The organism is Biomaibacter acetigenes (assembly GCF_003691585.1).
Lineage (GTDB): Bacteria > Bacillota > Thermosediminibacteria > Thermosediminibacterales > Tepidanaerobacteraceae > Biomaibacter > Biomaibacter acetigenes.
Genome location: NZ_CP033169.1, coordinates 1729741 through 1746375 on the forward strand (window position 1 = coordinate 1729741; position 16635 = coordinate 1746375).

General features: G+C 39.3%; 21 protein-coding genes and 1 pseudogene. All 22 read right to left on the bottom strand.

Features of this window, described 5'->3' with window-relative positions; translation table 11 throughout:
* Position 1: 1 nt before the first annotated feature.
* Entirely contained in the window at positions 2 to 1225 is a 1224-nt protein-coding gene (gene spoIVB / locus D2962_RS08745; RefSeq protein WP_245984535.1) for a SpoIVB peptidase, read from the bottom strand.
* 119 nt (positions 1226 to 1344) lie between these two features.
* Positions 1345 to 3009: a DNA repair protein RecN gene (recN, locus tag D2962_RS08750; RefSeq protein ID WP_245984536.1), complete on the bottom strand. Its 1665-nt coding sequence runs from the start codon at positions 3007 to 3009 to the stop codon at positions 1345 to 1347.
* Between the two features lie 80 nt (positions 3010 to 3089).
* Positions 3090 to 3536, bottom strand: a complete 447-nt coding sequence (locus D2962_RS08755) for an arginine repressor (protein WP_120765535.1) — start codon at positions 3534 to 3536, stop codon at positions 3090 to 3092.
* Between the two features lie 11 nt (positions 3537 to 3547).
* Entirely contained in the window at positions 3548 to 4411 is an 864-nt protein-coding gene (locus tag D2962_RS08760) for an NAD(+)/NADH kinase (RefSeq protein ID WP_120765536.1), read from the bottom strand.
* 1 nt (position 4412) lies between these two features.
* Complete coding sequence (locus D2962_RS08765) at positions 4413 to 4934, bottom strand: hypothetical protein (protein WP_245984538.1); 522 nt, start codon at positions 4932 to 4934, stop codon at positions 4413 to 4415.
* Between the two features lie 49 nt (positions 4935 to 4983).
* A complete protein-coding gene (locus D2962_RS08770; protein ID WP_120765537.1) occupies positions 4984 to 5787 on the bottom strand; it encodes a TlyA family RNA methyltransferase in 804 nt (267 codons plus the stop codon).
* 29 nt (positions 5788 to 5816) lie between these two features.
* A complete protein-coding gene (locus D2962_RS08775) occupies positions 5817 to 6443 on the bottom strand; it encodes a hypothetical protein (RefSeq protein ID WP_245984540.1) in 627 nt (208 codons plus the stop codon).
* A gap of 773 nt (positions 6444 to 7216) precedes the next feature.
* Positions 7217 to 8107 (bottom strand): polyprenyl synthetase family protein, encoded by an 891-nt coding sequence (locus D2962_RS08785; protein WP_245984543.1) that lies wholly within the window; start codon positions 8105 to 8107, stop codon positions 7217 to 7219.
* On the bottom strand, positions 8100 to 8339 hold the full coding sequence (gene xseB / locus D2962_RS08790; RefSeq protein WP_122014758.1) for an exodeoxyribonuclease VII small subunit: 240 nt from the start codon (positions 8337 to 8339) through the stop codon (positions 8100 to 8102). The genes D2962_RS08785 and xseB overlap by 8 nt, the downstream gene beginning before the upstream one ends.
* Positions 8326 to 9552, bottom strand: coding sequence for an exodeoxyribonuclease VII large subunit (gene xseA, locus D2962_RS08795; protein WP_122014759.1), 1227 nt, complete (start codon positions 9550 to 9552; stop codon positions 8326 to 8328). The genes xseB and xseA overlap by 14 nt, the downstream gene beginning before the upstream one ends.
* A gap of 21 nt (positions 9553 to 9573) precedes the next feature.
* Positions 9574 to 9987: a transcription antitermination factor NusB gene (nusB, locus tag D2962_RS08800; protein ID WP_245984545.1), complete on the bottom strand. Its 414-nt coding sequence runs from the start codon at positions 9985 to 9987 to the stop codon at positions 9574 to 9576.
* Positions 9988 to 9991: 4 nt separating this feature from the next.
* On the bottom strand, positions 9992 to 10210 hold the full coding sequence (locus D2962_RS08805; protein ID WP_122014761.1) for a DUF2273 domain-containing protein: 219 nt from the start codon (positions 10208 to 10210) through the stop codon (positions 9992 to 9994).
* Between the two features lie 12 nt (positions 10211 to 10222).
* Positions 10223 to 10759, bottom strand: a complete 537-nt coding sequence (gene amaP, locus D2962_RS08810) for an alkaline shock response membrane anchor protein AmaP (protein WP_122014762.1) — start codon at positions 10757 to 10759, stop codon at positions 10223 to 10225.
* A gap of 52 nt (positions 10760 to 10811) precedes the next feature.
* Positions 10812 to 11204, bottom strand: coding sequence for an Asp23/Gls24 family envelope stress response protein (locus tag D2962_RS08815; protein ID WP_122014763.1), 393 nt, complete (start codon positions 11202 to 11204; stop codon positions 10812 to 10814).
* Between the two features lie 284 nt (positions 11205 to 11488).
* Positions 11489 to 12046 (bottom strand): SpoIIIAH-like family protein, encoded by a 558-nt coding sequence (locus D2962_RS08820; protein WP_120765545.1) that lies wholly within the window; start codon positions 12044 to 12046, stop codon positions 11489 to 11491.
* 20 nt (positions 12047 to 12066) lie between these two features.
* Complete coding sequence (gene spoIIIAG, locus D2962_RS08825; protein ID WP_122014764.1) at positions 12067 to 12660, bottom strand: stage III sporulation protein AG; 594 nt, start codon at positions 12658 to 12660, stop codon at positions 12067 to 12069.
* Positions 12660 to 13289, bottom strand: coding sequence for a stage III sporulation protein AF (spoIIIAF, locus tag D2962_RS08830; protein WP_120765547.1), 630 nt, complete (start codon positions 13287 to 13289; stop codon positions 12660 to 12662). The genes spoIIIAG and spoIIIAF overlap by 1 nt, the downstream gene beginning before the upstream one ends.
* A 6-nt stretch (positions 13290 to 13295) precedes the next feature.
* Positions 13296 to 14440, bottom strand: a pseudogene (gene spoIIIAE, locus D2962_RS08835) (stage III sporulation protein AE).
* A 26-nt stretch (positions 14441 to 14466) separates the two neighbouring features.
* A complete protein-coding gene (spoIIIAD, locus tag D2962_RS08840) occupies positions 14467 to 14853 on the bottom strand; it encodes a stage III sporulation protein AD (RefSeq protein WP_122014765.1) in 387 nt (128 codons plus the stop codon).
* A 12-nt stretch (positions 14854 to 14865) separates the two neighbouring features.
* Entirely contained in the window at positions 14866 to 15063 is a 198-nt protein-coding gene (gene spoIIIAC, locus D2962_RS08845) for a stage III sporulation protein AC (protein WP_120765550.1), read from the bottom strand.
* Positions 15064 to 15090: 27 nt separating this feature from the next.
* Entirely contained in the window at positions 15091 to 15612 is a 522-nt protein-coding gene (spoIIIAB, locus tag D2962_RS08850; protein WP_122014766.1) for a stage III sporulation protein SpoIIIAB, read from the bottom strand.
* Positions 15602 to 16630 carry a stage III sporulation protein AA gene (spoIIIAA, locus tag D2962_RS08855; protein WP_122015764.1) on the bottom strand — a complete coding sequence of 343 codons (1029 nt, stop codon included), beginning with the start codon at positions 16628 to 16630 and terminating at the stop codon, positions 15602 to 15604. The genes spoIIIAB and spoIIIAA overlap by 11 nt, the downstream gene beginning before the upstream one ends.
* Between the last annotated feature and the right edge of the window lie 5 nt (positions 16631 to 16635).

Below are 16635 nucleotides of genomic sequence, written 5' to 3' on the forward strand. Positions count from 1 at the left end.
ATCATTTACAAAAACATGGGTTTACAGCCCCTACTAGATATCCATCCTGGATAATTGGACTTCCGCTCATACCCTGAATAATCCCGCCTGTTTTCTCTATTAATTTTGGGTCGGTTATTTTAATAATCATGCCCTTTCCATTGGGGTAAGCTTGCCTGATGATTTTCTGGATCTCTATATCATATTTTTCTATTTTTTCTCCATTGATTACGGTTAAAATACTGGCTTTACCTTCATGGACCTGAGTTATGGGAGCTATTGGCAAAGAGGCGTAGTAGGGATTTTGAAAAGGATAGTATGCCTTTCCAAAAATACCAAATGGAGTATTGGCCAGAATATTTCCCATTATTCTATCTTCATGGACAAACATTCCTTTTTTTTCACCTGGCTGGCTTTTTCGCCCCGGCGCAATGGATGTAACTTTTGCTCTTATTATTTCACCTTCACCTATTTCAATAATTTTACCGGTGTCTGCATCCGATATGATATGCCCAAGGGCACCATAGAATCCTGTTTTAGGATCGTAAAATGTCAATGTCCCAACACCGGCCGCTATATCCCTGACCCATAATCCAATTTGATACATGCCTGAAGCATTTCTTATGGCATTTAAATTAGTTTCGAGTGTTCTATCGTTTCTCTTTATGGAAAGCACCACAGTTTTATCTTCGTCGTTATTTACTATTCTTGATAACTCATCAGCCTGGTATATTTTCTGGTGGTTTACCATGTAAATGGTATCTCCAATTTCTATGCCTGCCTCCTGAGCAGGATAATGTCTCTGGCCATTTTCATCTATTACCGAAGCAAAACCCACCACTATAACCCCATTTGGCCTTAACTTTACCCCTACGGAATGGCCCCCCGGGATAACCCTGGTTTCGGGCAAAACCTGAACTCTCATTTTTTTGACGGGAATGACTCCCAGTAACCTGAATTCAATGTTGTATGTTCCGAGTTTTGACGACTGGATAATAACCGGGTCTTTCAAGTTTAAACTCAATTTATCTTTTAAGCGGTTTCCGTTAATGGTTAAAAAATCGCTTTCATCACAAAATAATTGAAAGGTCAGTGGAACTTTGAGTTTTATCTCTTGCTGTTTGCCTTCAATTATTCTGATTTCATCCGGAAAATCGTAAAAACTATAATAATCCAGAACAACTGCGGTTATAACTATGGAAAATGCTAGAAAAATACCAATAATTTTTTTTGCTTTGTTTTGCAAAATATTCACTCCTCATCGCGGGATAAAAAATGGGGTCTGAAAAATAAGATAACCCTTAAAAAATCTTTTTATACCGTAATGAAAAAAGTAAATTTTTTGCAAAAAAAAAAAGCCCTTACTCAGGCTTTTTTAAGGTTTTTTATTTTTTTGGCCAGTTCTAACATTTCTCTGGCATGTGCAAGAGTATTATCTGTTATTTTCGCACCTCCAAGCATCCTTGCCAATTCGTTGACTCTTTCGGAACCAGTTAATTCTGAAACCTGTGTAAAGGTTGTTCCATCTATAGTTTGCTTTTTTATTAAAAAATGAATGTCGCCAAGACTTGCTATTTGCGGCGAATGAGTCACACACAGAACCTGGTGGCTCCTGGCTACCATTGACAGCTTTTCTCCCACTATTTGAGCTGTCCTTCCTCCAATGCCTGTATCGATTTCATCAAAAATAAGGCATGGTACATTGTCCACCTTTGCCATTATGTTTTTTAATGCCAGCATGATGCGTGATGTTTCTCCGCCGGAAATGATTTTAGCCAGTGGTTTTAACGGTTCCCCAGGATTGGTGGAAATCAAAAATTCCACCTGGTCGAAACCTTCTTCTGAGATTCTTACTTTGGCGTTATCTATATCTATGCCATGTTCATCATACTGTTGCGTAAAATTAACCGAAAATTTGATGTTTTTCATTCCTAGATCTTTGAGTTCCCTAGAAATGTCTCTTTCAAGCTTCGCTGCAATTTTTACCCTCAAGGAATGAAGTTCAGTGGCTTTCTCCGCAAGTTTTGACATTACATCTTTCAGTTTTATTTTTAAATTATCAATTTCTTCATCAATATTGTAGACTTCATCCAGTCTGGTCGCAGCCTGCTGTTTGTATTCCATGAGCTCGGCTATGCTCATGTTGTATTTGGATTTGAGCCTATCTATAAGTTCAAGTCTGGACTGGATTTCATCCAGCCTCTGGGGGTCAAATTCAATGGAATCCCTTAACACCCTTATACTCGAAGTGAGGTCTTCAAATTCATAAAGTACATTTTTTAAAAAATCGAGATGAGAACAGATAGGTCTATAAAAATTTTGTATTTCCTCGAAACCGCTGATTATTTTATTGATATTATCTATTATGGATGGGGTATCTTCGCCCCGATATATAATATTATAACTTGATTCCAGAACCTGATATATTTTTTCTGCATTTTGCAGAACCTGTTTTTCTTCTTCCAGCAATACATCTTCATCAAGCTTTAATACTGCTTTTTCTATCTCATCGACCTCATATTTCAGCCTGTCTTTCTGCCTGTTAAATTCCGTTCGGTTTTTTTCAAGGTCCTGAATTTTTTTGGTCAGGTGCCGGTACTGTCTGTAATAATCTTGAACTTTCTTTTTGGCTTCCACAACATCTTCTGAACCCAGCAAATCCAGCAATAGTAAGTGGTTCTGGCTGTCAAGCAAGGATTGATGTTGATGCTGACCGTGAATGTCTATCAAATGTTTGCCAAGTCTTTTTAATACAGAAGCCGGTACAATTTTGCCGTTTATGTGGCAAAAGCTTCTCCCCTGAACGGTTATTTCCCTGTCGATAAAAAGCAGATTGTCTTCATTTTCTATCCCGTATTCTTCAAGTAATTTTGCCACATCATTGTTTTTACAATCAAAAACAGCTTCTACTGTTGAACTCTGCTTGCCTGTCCTGATGTATTCGCTGGAAGCCCTTTCTCCGATGATTACACCTATGGCGTCGATAATGATGGATTTTCCGGCTCCGGTTTCTCCTGTAAGGATATTCAAACCATCCTTAAAAGTTATTTCTAAATCATCTATTAGAGCAAAATCTTTATATGGAGTTTAAGGAGCATCAAGCTGCCTCCTTATTTTATAATGTTTTCAAATTTTTCTACTATATCTTTTACCGCCGATTTTGCACTGGCTACGACCAGTATAGTGTTGTCTCCCGCGATAGTTCCTATGATTTCATCCCAGTTTAGGCCGTCGATGGCCTCGGCAGCGGCTGAAGCGGTACCGGAAAGGGTTTTAATTACAATTAGATTTTCCGAAGATGCGATGCTGATAATGGATTCCCTCAACATTCTGAGCAGCTTGTCTGAAATAAAAGCACTCCTGTCGGGCTCGGCATAACAGTAGTGTTCATTGTCCCGCAAAACCTTTATAAGCCTTAATTCCTTGATATCCCGGGATACGGTGGCCTGAGTAACATTGAAACCCTGTTTTCTCAGCTCTTCTGCCAGTTCCTCCTGAGTTTCTATGGGTTTTTCCTTGATTATTTCCCTGATTTTCATGTGTCTTTTGGCTTTCAAGAGAGCACCTCCTATTCTTTAAAATTGACCTCGGTCAACTTTTTTCTTAAGACATCATAGAAACTTCTTTTTTTAATTCTTATAAGCCTGGTACGGTAATCGGATTTTTTTACAATCACCTCATCCCCGGGCAAAAGCCTGTAACCCTGTTGCCCATCCACCGTCAGCATTGTATCGGGATGTTCTGCGATTACCTGTATTTTTATAATATCATCCTTTGAAAGTACTATTGACCTGCTACGAAGAGTATGGGGACATATGGGTGTAAGTAATAGGAGTTCCATATCGGGATTAATTATGGGCCCACCGGCGGATAAAGAGTAAGCCGTTGAACCGGTAGGAGTGGATATAATTAAACCATCCGAAGGATATGTATCAATATATGCTCCATTGGAAAAAACCTTTAACCTTATCAATCTGGCAAAGGGCCCCTTGGTCACCACCGCATCATTTAAAGTTATAAATTTTTCAAGAATATGTTTTTCCCGGACAACCTGCGCTTCCAGCATCATGCGCGTATCAATAAAATACTTATTTTCAACAAATAGTTCCAGGTCTCTATATAAATCGGGGAGTTCTATCTCCGTCAGAAAACCCATATGACCCATATTAATCCCCAGTATGGGAACTTCATAAGGAGCCAGTTGCCTTGCAAGGTTCAGCAGAGTACCATCTCCCCCGAGGGTCACGGCAATATCTATTTTGTCAAAAATTTCACCGTTTTCGAGACGGGATGAGGTATTATCCAGAGCTTTTATTGCATTATCGGGGAGTAAAACCCTGTAATTTTTTTCCTGAAACCAGTTGATTATAACATTGGCTACCCTGGCGGAATTTTTTTTTAACAAATTCGGGAATAAACCAACCGTCTTCAATTCAATCACCTCTGGTTAAAAAACCTATGATAAACCCGGCAAAGAAAATTACTGCAGGCCATCCCAGATAATCTACCAAAGAACGATATCTGGAATTTAAAATTGAATATTCTACCTTTCGTATCTTTTCCCTCTCCATATCCACCAGAAGTAAACCACTGGGTCTATATACAAGATAGTATTCCAGAAGCTGCCGCCGTGTGGCTATAAATCTTGGAGAAGGAGAACTTTCGCCGGATTTTACTTCCGCCACGTAGGTTTTATTGCCTTTTTTTACGATCATATCGGCTTTAACAGCAGCCTTATAGGGTTTATCATCAATGGAAAGAATATAATAGCTTTCTTTTTGAAGGTCTATTATTTCAAAACCATTTTTTTTCAATAATTCCACTGCTTTGAGCTCGCTTTTTTTTGCCTTGAAAATCCTTTTTTTAATTTTCCACCGTTTAAGGTATCTTAAAAATGTAGCGGCTGTCGTAGCCCCGATAACTACCCAGAGAAATATATAATAGAAATCATTCATTGTTTTACCTTCCTTAGCAATTAATTCTACAAAAAATTCAATTTTCCTTTCAGAGTAATTGTAAATGAGCATTTTCAACAACTTTTTCTATATTTATTATACCATCCTGTTTCGGATATTTTTTAAACCATCCGAGAAATTCAATATTTCCTTTAGGTCCGGTAATCGGAGAAAAATCAAGACCCCATTCAAAAAAGTTATTTTGATTGGCACTTCCGAAAACTTTTATTATAGCTTTTACATGCAATTCTCGGCTTCTCACTACACCATTTTTGCCGACCTCTTGTTTTTCTACTTCGAATTGAGGTTTTATTAAAACCACCAGATTCCCATCACTTTTCAACAATTTATTAAAAGGTTCAAAAACCAGGGAAAGTGATATAAAGGAAAGGTCAGCCGTTATTATGTCTACCTCTTCACCAATATCTTCAAAGTTTAAATACCGCGCATTAGTCCTTTCCAGCACAACTACTCTCGGATCGTTTCTTAAACTGTAATCCAGCTGACCATAACCCACATCCACTGCAAAAACTTTTATGGCACCTTTTTTTAGAAGACAATCGGTAAAACCGCCGGTAGATGCACCCGCATCGATGGCAACTTTGCCTTCGGGTACTATATTAAAAACCGATAAGGCTTTTTCCAGTTTCAATCCTCCCCGGCTGACATAGGGAAGGATTTTTCCTTTTATCTCTATCTTACTGTCTATGCTCACCGAAGTTCCGGGCTTATCCAGCATCCTGTCATCCACATAAATATTGCCGGCCATTATCTCGGCTTTAGCCCTTTCTCTGCTGGGGAAAAAGCCCTTCTGCACAAGCAGGACATCCAACCTTTCCTTTGTGTTGCTCATCTTAAACCATCCCCGAAATTAATTACTTTTTACCATTGCCACTCGGAAAAAAAATCAATTCCCAGACGCTTTTTCAAAAGATTCAGGAATAAAGCCACTCCATGAACTACCTTTTTCGAATTTTTTATGGCTATACCCTTGCCTATGGCTTTACCGCCTATAGTTAAAGTCGAAATGATTCCTGCCATCAATATGCTTAAAATTGTCTCGTTTATACTCTTTGCAAGAATAATGGCTTTTATCACAATGGCGGCACCAGCTGCACCGCTGACTATCCCGCAAATATCTCCAACCACATCATTACAAAAATTCGACACTATATCGGCATTACGTATTAGCTTTACTGCTTCCCTCCCACCGGGCACCTTATCCGCTGCCATGGCGTGAAAAGGGGTTTCACTGGCGGAAGTTACAGCAATACCTATAATATCAAATAGGATGCCTATAGCTATTATTATTAGCAATAAAAAAATAGATACAACGATGTTTACCCTATCCATAACTGTTTCTGAAATAAAACTAAAAAAAACGGATAGTCCAAAAGCTAAAATGAAAACCCAGTATACCCATTTAGCTTTTGTGCTTCCGTTGTTTTCATTATTTCTAATCTTTTTTGCTGTTTTCCCGGAAAGATGCTTTTTTGAGTCAGAACTCAACTTTTAACCTCCAAGTACGTTGGCCGAAACAGGTGGCAGTGAATTGAGTAAATTTTGTGGCTTAGGTCCAGCTGGATTTCCCAGGAAGGCATCCTATCGTCGCCGATAAGACGGTTCCCCTTTAAGCCCGCCTTTGCCATGTCACCATAGGCAATGCTAGATTACCACTTAGTCCACACTGTAATCCTCAATCCACTTCCATATGGAACAGTCTAGGGGTTTTCCCCACCAAAATCCATCTTCTCCTAGCCCCTTTTGCAAAAAAGGTTTCAAAGGGTATTCCCTAAAATTTGAATTGGCCAATTCAAATTTTAGACCAAAATGCCTTTTTCCACCCTTTTCACTCAAGGCAGGCTACACTGCACCCAACATGTAATCGAATGCAGGTTCACACCCCAAGCCATAACTTCAAGGAAATTCCTTCTGTCACGAACTTGGGTCTCCACGGGAGTAGGGTCAACGCCTACATGCCATTGTAGATCGCCCCAGCTCCCTTACTCCCAGCACCAACCCCCGACTGGGCGTCGGCAGCCAGCACCAGGAACTTCATCGATGTGCCCTTGACGGATTTTTAGCCCCGCCTTCAGAGAAGCGATTTTGACTAGAATACTGTACCACCTGTTTTTCGATTCAAGAATTATTATATCACAAAAGATATATGCCTTCAAACTGATAATAAGCGGTCATTAACCAAAAAAGCAAGCTAAACCCGCTTACAAAAATATAGTGCATCAATGCTAGCCAATGATTCATACAACTTAAATCTGCTAGATTTAATAACTTCTTGACTGTAAAAAATCCACCAGTTGAATAAAAAACTCATTGTTATCAAACCTGGATACCAGGTCTTTGGCCTCCTGGCTAAGCTTTTCCACCATTTCAAGAGATTCTTGAAAGCCTAACACGGAAGGGAAGGTGTTTTTGTGATTTTTTACATCACTACCTGTGGGTTTGCCCAGTAATTTTTCATCACCATTGATGTCAAGTATATCATCAACTATCTGGAATATTAAACCGATTTTTTCACCATAGTCATCCATTACTTTTAAATCCTGTGCTGGAGCTTCGGCAAGCCTGGCGCCGGACCATAGAGAGGCGCAAATCATACACCCGGTTTTATGCCTGTCAATATACAACAGGGTTTCTTTATCTATGCTCACACCTGTAGATTCTATATCTACAGTTTGACCTCCGACCATTCCATTGCTGCCTGCATCCTTTGACACCCTTTTTATAACGTCTATAACCGCTAAAGGAGAAATACCATCAATGTCGGAGTTTCTTGCAATAACGGAAAACGCATGTGTCAAAAGAGCATCTCCGGCCAGCAGCGCTACCGCATCTCCAAAGACCCTGTGACAGGTAGGCTTTCCTCGCCTAAAATCATCATTATCCATCACGGGTAAATCATCATGTATAAGTGAATAGGTATGTATCATTTCTATACCGCATGCGGTAGGAAGGACTTTTTCAAAAGGCAATCCGAAGAGTTTTGCGCTTTCCATAACCATTACGGGCCTCAGCCTTTTTCCTCCGGCAAGAGTGCTGTAGCGCATCGCCTGATGTATCTTTCCCGGATAATCATTTTCTCGGGGCAAATAAAAGTCCAGAGCGGCATCTACCATTTTTGCTCTTTGGTTGAGAAATTTTTCAAATTCATCCAATCTCTTCAGAACCTCCATTAAATTCTTTTAAAGATATATTGCCATTCAGGTCTTTTACCAATATTTCTATTTTCCCCTCGGCTTCATCAAGTATCTTAGAACAAATTTTTGTCAAGTTTATGCCTTCTTCAAAGAGTGTAAGAGCTTCTTCCAGCGTTAGGTCTCCCTTTTCAAGCCGCCGGGTAATTTCCTCCAGTTTGTTTATTGCCTCTTCATATTTATAACCCGTCATTTTCCATCACCTTTTTCCTCGCGTCTTTAACCCTGCATAGCAGTTTGCCATCCGAAAGTACCACGAAAACCATATCCCCAATACTAACATCCTCTACTTTTCTTATAATTTTTTGGTCTTTGCTGCTCTGGCAAATACTATAACCCCGTTGCAGCACCGACAGGGGACTCAATGCCTGAAGCTTGCTTATCTGGCTTTTAAAAATCAGTTTTTTACCGTCTAATTGGATGTTTATATTTTTAAAAAGGCTCCGCAGTTGTTGGTCCAGCTCAAGTCTGTAAAATGAAACCATGTTCCTGGCTTTGGTGAAAGTTGCGGACCTTCGGATATATTCCAGCCTCTGCCGCTTGAGATTGATATTGCCCACCGAAGCATTTATTAAACGATTTTTTAACTGCCTGATTTCATTTTTTAGTATGGTCTTTTCAGGCACCACCATTTCTCCTGCCGCTGAAGGTGTAGGCGCCCTTCTATCCGCTACAAGATCTGCCATGGTAACATCCGTTTCATGACCTACGGCGGATATAACTGGGATTTTTGAACTATATATAGCTCTTGCCACTATTTCTTCATTAAATGCCCACAGTTCTTCTATGGAGCCTCCGCCCCGTCCCACTATTATCACTTCAATCCCGCCCAGGTTATTGAGGTCGTATAGGGCCGAACATATTTGACCGGCGGCCTCCTTGCCCTGAACCAAAACGGGGGCGATAACTATATTCACATTTGGGTACCTTCTCTTTATGACGGTGAGCAAATCCCTGACAGCCGCTCCGGTAAGTGAAGTGACCAGGCCGATTTTGCGGGGAAGAAAAGGTATTTGCCTTTTTCTCGCCGTGTCAAATAAGCCCTCTTTTTCAAGCTTTGCCTTTAACTTTTCAAAGGCAATATGTAAAGCTCCTATACCGTCAGGTTCCATATCTTCAACATATAGCTGGTATTCGCCGGTTTTATCAAAAACGCTTATGCGGCCGAAAGCAGTGACTTTCATGCCGTTTTCGGGGTTAAAATGGAGTAAAATATTGCTGCTTCGAAACATTATGCACCGAATCTGGGACTTTTCATCTTTTAGAGTAAAATACATGTGTCCGGATATGTGATGTTTAAAATTAGAGATTTCTCCTTTTATATATACCTGCTGAAGCAAGTCACTTCCTTCCAGCAGGTTTTTGATTATCTGAGTCACTTCACTGACGCTAAAAACCGGTTTCAATAAAAATAACCCCCCGAAAGACTACCTGTTTATTTCTTCTTTTGCCACAGTGCCCAGTATGCCATTGATATATTTATATGATTGTTCATCACAGTACTTTTTGGCCATGTCGACCGCTTCATTTATAGATACGCTGACGGGGATATCCTCGCAAAAAAGCATCTCATAAATCGCCAACCTGAGAATATTCCTGTCAGTGCTGGCAAGCCTTTCCAGGTCCCATGCAGATGAATATTTTTGAATGGTTTTATCTATAACTTCGAGATGATCAAGTGTTCCCCGGACCTCTTTGAAAATAAAATGTTTGTGTTGTTCATCGATAGATTTTGATAATACAATTTCTGCCGCTTCTTCTATGGTGTTTTTTCCTTCATGAATGGCATATAGGATTTTAAATGCCAGTTCTCTTGCTATTCTTCTACTCAAAAAAAGCACTCCCTTACCTGACTCCCGGAGGTAAAATTTTATCCAGGTAATCTCTCAAACTCATTTTATTATCAAAGAATTTTCCTATAATATACCCGATGATAGCGGTAAAAACCACAAATAAAGTTTTAAAGAAACCGAAGACTAATATTATTATTCCGATTATAAGGCCCAGTATAGCTCCCAGAATCTTCCCTTTATGCTCTTGAAAATTATCAGGAAAAAAATCCACTTTTTTCACCTCTTATCTTACGGTTCTCTGTTTATAGGGGTTAAAAATATTATCTACACTTATATTCACATCTTTTACCGTAATTCCCGCAGTGGTCTCAATATAATTTTTTATTGACTTTTGAAGTGCGGATGTCATTTCAGGAATGGCCACGTCATAATTGACCACAAGTTTCAGTAAAATTGAAATTCCATCCTCCCTCTTTTTGATGTGTACCTTTACATCCTTTACATTTTCTATATCCCGGGTTATTTTTAAAATAAGGTTTTCAATGGCATTCAGGGAAATGCTGATATTGCCAAGTTCCCCATTTTTAATAACCGTTTCGGAATAACGCTGGGCTTTCAAACCGGATAGAAGAAACCTTACGCTTGTGAGTAAGAAGATGAAACCCACTACTCCAACTTCCCACCGACCATAAAGCATAGCAAGCCTTGTCCCAAAATCTTCTAATGAAATTAACCGTACAGAAAAAAGAATGACTATTACGGAAACTACTGCCAGAAACATGGTGTATACGGTTAAAATAATTCTGTCAAATATGTTCATTCTCAAACCCCTTTCAAAGGAAATTAACCCCCTGATATATCAGGGGGCATTATCATTTCACCCTGCTCTCTTCCTCTTTTACCGGCTGACCAAAGTTCACTCCCTGCACATGAATATTTACTTCTATTACGGAAAGTCCTGTCATGTTTTCTATGGCTTTTTTGACATTTTCCTGAACATTCCATGCAACCTCAGGTATGCGGGCACCGTAATTGACTATTATATACAGGTCTACGGCAGCTTCTTTTTCTCCAACCTCAACTTTTACTCCTTTTGAAAGATTTTTCCGGCCCAGAATCTCCGCAATGCCGCCTACAATACCGCCGCTCATGCCCGCCACTCCTTCCACTTCCGTGGCAGCAAGTCCTGCTATAATACCCACCACTTCATCGGCTATCTTTATTGAACCTTTGTCATTGGTATTTTCTATTTTTTCGTTTCCCATAATATCTATCCCTCCAAACAAAATACACCCAGTAACTATTATAACAAAAAAAGTCACACATTACAATTAATTCCTCTAATAAAATGCATAGGAAAGCAAGTATTTTCCTTAATTTATGGCTTTCCGTTATGCATTTCAAAAAAGTTACTGCTATTTAAATGCTTTGAAATGAAAACTTTTTTAAAATGCATAGGAAAGCAATATTTTCCTTAAATTTACGGCTTTCCGTTATGCATTTCAAAAAAGTTACCGCTTATTTATATGCTTTTGAAATGAAAACTTTTTTATTTTCTCTCTATGATAGTAATTTTCTCGATGGGGATACCGGTTGTCTTTGTAACTATATCTGTAATTTGAGCAACCTGCTTTGACTGAAGGCTTGCCCCTTTGATCACCACATTTGCAAAATCGTTGGAAATAAATATCACCGCATCTTCAAAACCTTTAGCCTTTATGAGGTTTTCCACTATCATTTCCTTCTCCACTCTTTGTGATAGGGCAATGAGATCTTTCTGGGCCTGGTCCCTGGATTCTCTAGTGGCATTTGGATTATTGATAAGCTCCCTTAAATAATCCGCTTCCTGACTTCTGAGCCGATCCCTCTCAAGCTTGTAATCTATAAAGAAATCGCTATTATTTTCTTTTTTATCGAGCGCCGTCCCCGGGGCGGTTTCTTGTGATGATTGTTGTTGCGACAATACTTTCTGGGTATCAGGCGCGGTGGGATTTTTTTCATAAACTACCCTGGGGAAATTGCCCAAAAACATCATATAAACCGATATTATAAAAATGGAAGCAAAAAGTATTATTAAAAGCGTCCTCTTCCTTAATAAAAATGCCATTTGTTTTCCCTCCAAAAAATTTATTTTGCCAGCACTTTGATTTTGTAAACCGGAATATCCAGCACCGTGGCTGCAGCCCTGGTAATCTGTTCAATTATCCTGGAAGAAGAAGCACCGTCAGCCACAATAAGCACGCCCTTTATCATCGGTGTAGATTTTTTAACCACCAGCGGTTCATCTTCCCCTCCCTTTCGAAGCACAACCACCTGCCTGTTTGATTGTGTTTCAGTTACTGTTCTAACCCCTCCTTCACTATCTTTTTCTTCTGAGGTCTTTTGGCTGTTGATGGTATTAAAAGCCGGTTCCACCATCATATCATTTTCCAGAGTAATCATTATGCTTACATCACCGACACCATGGACCTTTTTTAAAACCTCCGCCAGTTGTTTTTCAAGCCTTTCTTCATAGGATTGTTCCACGGCAGCTGGGGTCTGCGCGATACTTATACTGTCCGTACCCGTGATATCTTGAGGACGCATTGGAGGAGCAATGGTTTTTGCTAGAGAAAGAAACAAAAATCCTATGGCAAATATTACTATCAGATGGGAAATCGCTTTATTTTTAGGATTCTTCAGCCAGTTGAGGATGACTTTGATATTTTGCTTTTCTTCCATTAATTTCCCTCCAATTGTAATTTAATATTTTTCTCAGGAATATTAAATTGTTTTTGTAGATATTCTTTTAATTCTGATAAGCTCTGTTTGTAATTTATTAAATCTACTTTGCCTTCATTTTTATTTCCGTCGAACTCCTCGATTTTCACAGAAACCTTTTGAATGTCTTTTTTATCTTTTACCGGAGCTGATGTGGGTCTGAGCAGTATATATACCTCATCTACCCTTCCGAAATCGCTTCTTTCCTTTTGTTCAGTTATTTTTAAATCGATGTCTTTGACTTCAAAGATGCTTGTTTCATCTATGTGATTGGTTATTAAAGATATAAGGTTACTTTTATATTGTTTTATAATCAATTCATTGTTTTTTTCATTAAGGGCTTCGACACGTTTTAACATATCTTCCTGATCAACCAGTTGTTTATTGTATTGCCACTGAAATTCGCTAAAGTAATTTTCTTTGTTGAGGAAAGTCAATAGAGGATTTATAATCGTTATAATTACCACTAGTCCCAGTAAAACTTTGGCATACCGTAAAAACTTATTGTTGGGTATCAAAAAATCCACAAATGTAGTGAACATAACCACCAGAATTATTTGCTTAATCCAGGAGCTAAGGCTGTCCAGCATATGTCATCACCTCATCATAACAGTGGCATTTCCCACAGCCAGTATTACCGTTATGGCTACAAAAAACATCATCGCCACGGAAGCCACCGATATGAAAATCATCATCAACGAATTGGCCATATCATTCAAGCATTTAACCATGGATTCCTCTCCGATGGGTTGTATGACGGCACCCGCCAGTTTATATATAAAACAATAGATAGTATTTTCAAGACCGGAAAAATGGCGATCATCAATACAATCAGCAGACCAACAAAGCCTATGGCATTTTTTAGGATAAGGGAACAGCCAACTATGGTATCCACCGTATCGGAAAAGATGCCCCCAACTATGGGAATAAAATTCTTAGAGGCAAATTTTGCCGTCCTTATGGTGATGCCATCAATGGTGGCCGATGCTGCTCCCTTTACCACCAGAATTCCAAGAAAAACGCTTAGAAAAAGCCCGAGCAAAAAAACACAGATCTGTTTCAAAAATGAAGCCAGCATAGAGACATGAAATCTGTCGGAAATATTGTTGATCAATCCCAAAACCGCTGTAAAAAAAATTATTGGTAAGATGATATCCTTGATCCAGGTACTTGCCGCCGAAACTCCTATAAAAATAAGAGGGTTGAATACCGCCACCGAAGTAATGCCTCCTATGGATGCAAGCAGTGCAAATATGGTAGGCATCAAAGCCTGTATAAAGCTCACCATTTGTTCTATGGCATCCTTCCCCACCCTCATAGCCACTGAAAAGCTTTGAATTGCTATAACTATCAGTATGAGATATATCACACTGTACGCAACTTTTCCCACATTGTCACTTTCAAAAGCGCTGTTTATATTTCTTAAAACAGCACAGATCACCGAAAGGGCTATTAACTGTCCAAGCAGCATAAAATTTGCGGAAATCTCTCTAAAAATATATTTTATAATGCCTTTAACCGCTCCCCAAAAATCGTAACCCCGCTCCCCCCTCATGGATTTTATGAGGTCTTTCAGATCATACTGCGGAATATAATCACCATATTTTTCATTGATCTGCTTTAAAAAAGAATTAATATCATTTAAATCCATATTTTGCAGTTGTTCATCCACAATATCCAGGGCTAAAACCTGTTTTGTGAAGAAAAACACAGCAAATATGCATATAAAAATTAAAACCATAGCTTTTTTCAAGAGACTATCCCCTTTCAGGGAAGGATTTTAATTAGCAGGTCCAAAACTGCCATCAAAATGGGAATGGATAATACCAATATCATTATCTTTGCCGCAAACTCAATTTTGGAGGCTGTAGAAGAGGACCCCGCATCCCTGCATATCTGTGCTCCAAACTCCGCTATATAAGCGATACCTATGATTTTTAATACGGCTGACATATATATCATGTCTATACTCGCCTTCTGGGACAGGCTTTTTAACACATCCACCACCGATATAATCTTTCCGATCATGAGCAAAAAAATAATGGCGCCTATTACTATACTGATTTGAAGAGCAATTTCCGGCTTGTCTTCTTTGAGCAGGACTACAAGGATGGTAGCCACAAGGCCCATACCCACTATCTGAACGATTTCCATGTAAAAATCCCCCTAATACAACTGAAACATGGTCTTTACATTGGAGAACAACTGGCTTATAAGTTGAATGACCATCATAAGCACAATCACAACTCCCACCAGTGTGGTCATTTGTGCCTGTTCTTTTCTTCCAGCTTCATCAAGCACTTTACTTAATATGGAGATCACTATCCCTATACCCGCAATTTTGAACAGTATATCGACATCCAATTTCAACACTCCTTTAGCTAGTATAATCTAGTATAATAATAGAAATATCATTATTCCTGATAAAACCCCCAGGTATCTCCATAACTTTTCATTTTTTTGCCTTTCCTCCAGAGCGGCAACTTCCTGCTGCCTCAAATGGGTGAGGGTTAATTTTATATTTTTAATCTGGTCTTGTATATCCGTAGCCCCAAGATACTTTCCAAAGGCTGACAGAATTTCAAAATCCCCTCGGTTTAAATTTGAATTTGGAGCAAAAGCCTCCAGTGCCTTTTCCCATGCTTCACCTGCTGTAAGGCCTGACCTTTCGGAAAGATACTTCATGGTATTCATAAAAAGCTCCGAGACCTCTTTATCGCACTTTTCTGCAATGTTTTTCAGAGCTTCCGGCAGCGGTGAACGACCGTAATTAATCTCTGTTTCAAGCATGGAAATGGCTGTCTGCAAATTTCTTAAAATTTTTGGCCTTATCTGGTAGTATCCGGCCATAAGAAAGCCTATCATGCTGCAGGAAATTATGACCATAGTGCCACCCACCAATTTAAACAGCATTTGAAACCACCTTTCCTTTCTTATTTTCATAGATGGTTTTAAAGCTTTCACCATCAATTACCATTTCCAGGCTTCCTACCCCTGAACTGAAACCCAATATGATATACCGTTTAAAAAAACCGCTGTTTATCAATTTGTGTATAGTGGGCCTTTTTTTGATTTCCTCCAGATTAGTTCCATGGACCGTTGTTATGATGGTAACTCCGGCGTTGACCGCTTCTTCGATGGCTTTCACATCTTCTATCCTGCCGATTTCGTCGGTAGCTATAATATCGGGAGACATAGACCTTAATAGCATCATTATGCCCTGAGCCTTGGGACATGCGTCCAAAACATCCGTCCTCAGCCCCACATTATTTTGCGGCACTCCGTTGTGGCAGCACGCTATTTCGGATCGCTCATCCACAAGGCCTACTTTAAAACCCCTTACATGTAATCTTTCGACACCCGAACTCAATTGCCTGATTAAATCTCGCAACAAAGTGGTTTTGCCGGCTTTAGGTGGCGATAGAATAAGTGTATTGTATATTCCAAACCTTTTATCTATAATGTATGGAAGCACTTTATCTGCGGCTCCCATAACTTCCCTGGCTATCCTGATATTAAATGCCGAGACGGATTTTATGGTTTTGACAGTGCTGCCCTCCAGAATGACCTTTCCTGTTATGCCAACCCTGTGACCACCGGGAAGGGTTATAAATCCATTTTTCAATTCATCCTCCACCGCATAGACAGACCCCTGACATATCAGTTGAAAGGTTTTGTCCATATCTTCTTTTGATACAATATAAACATCATCATATTTACTTGTTAATCTTCCGCCATGAGTCACCATAAAATCCTGGCTGCCTATGACTAGCATGAGGGGTTTTAGCTGCCTCAACCTTATCTCTTCCAGAAAATCCAGGGAACCAATTGGAACTTTTTGCAGTACCTGTCTTAAAGGAAAATACAGAAACGGAAATATCTCTAGTTCCAGAAGTTTATCAATCTTTTTGCGGTTTTCTACTTTATCCATTTTCT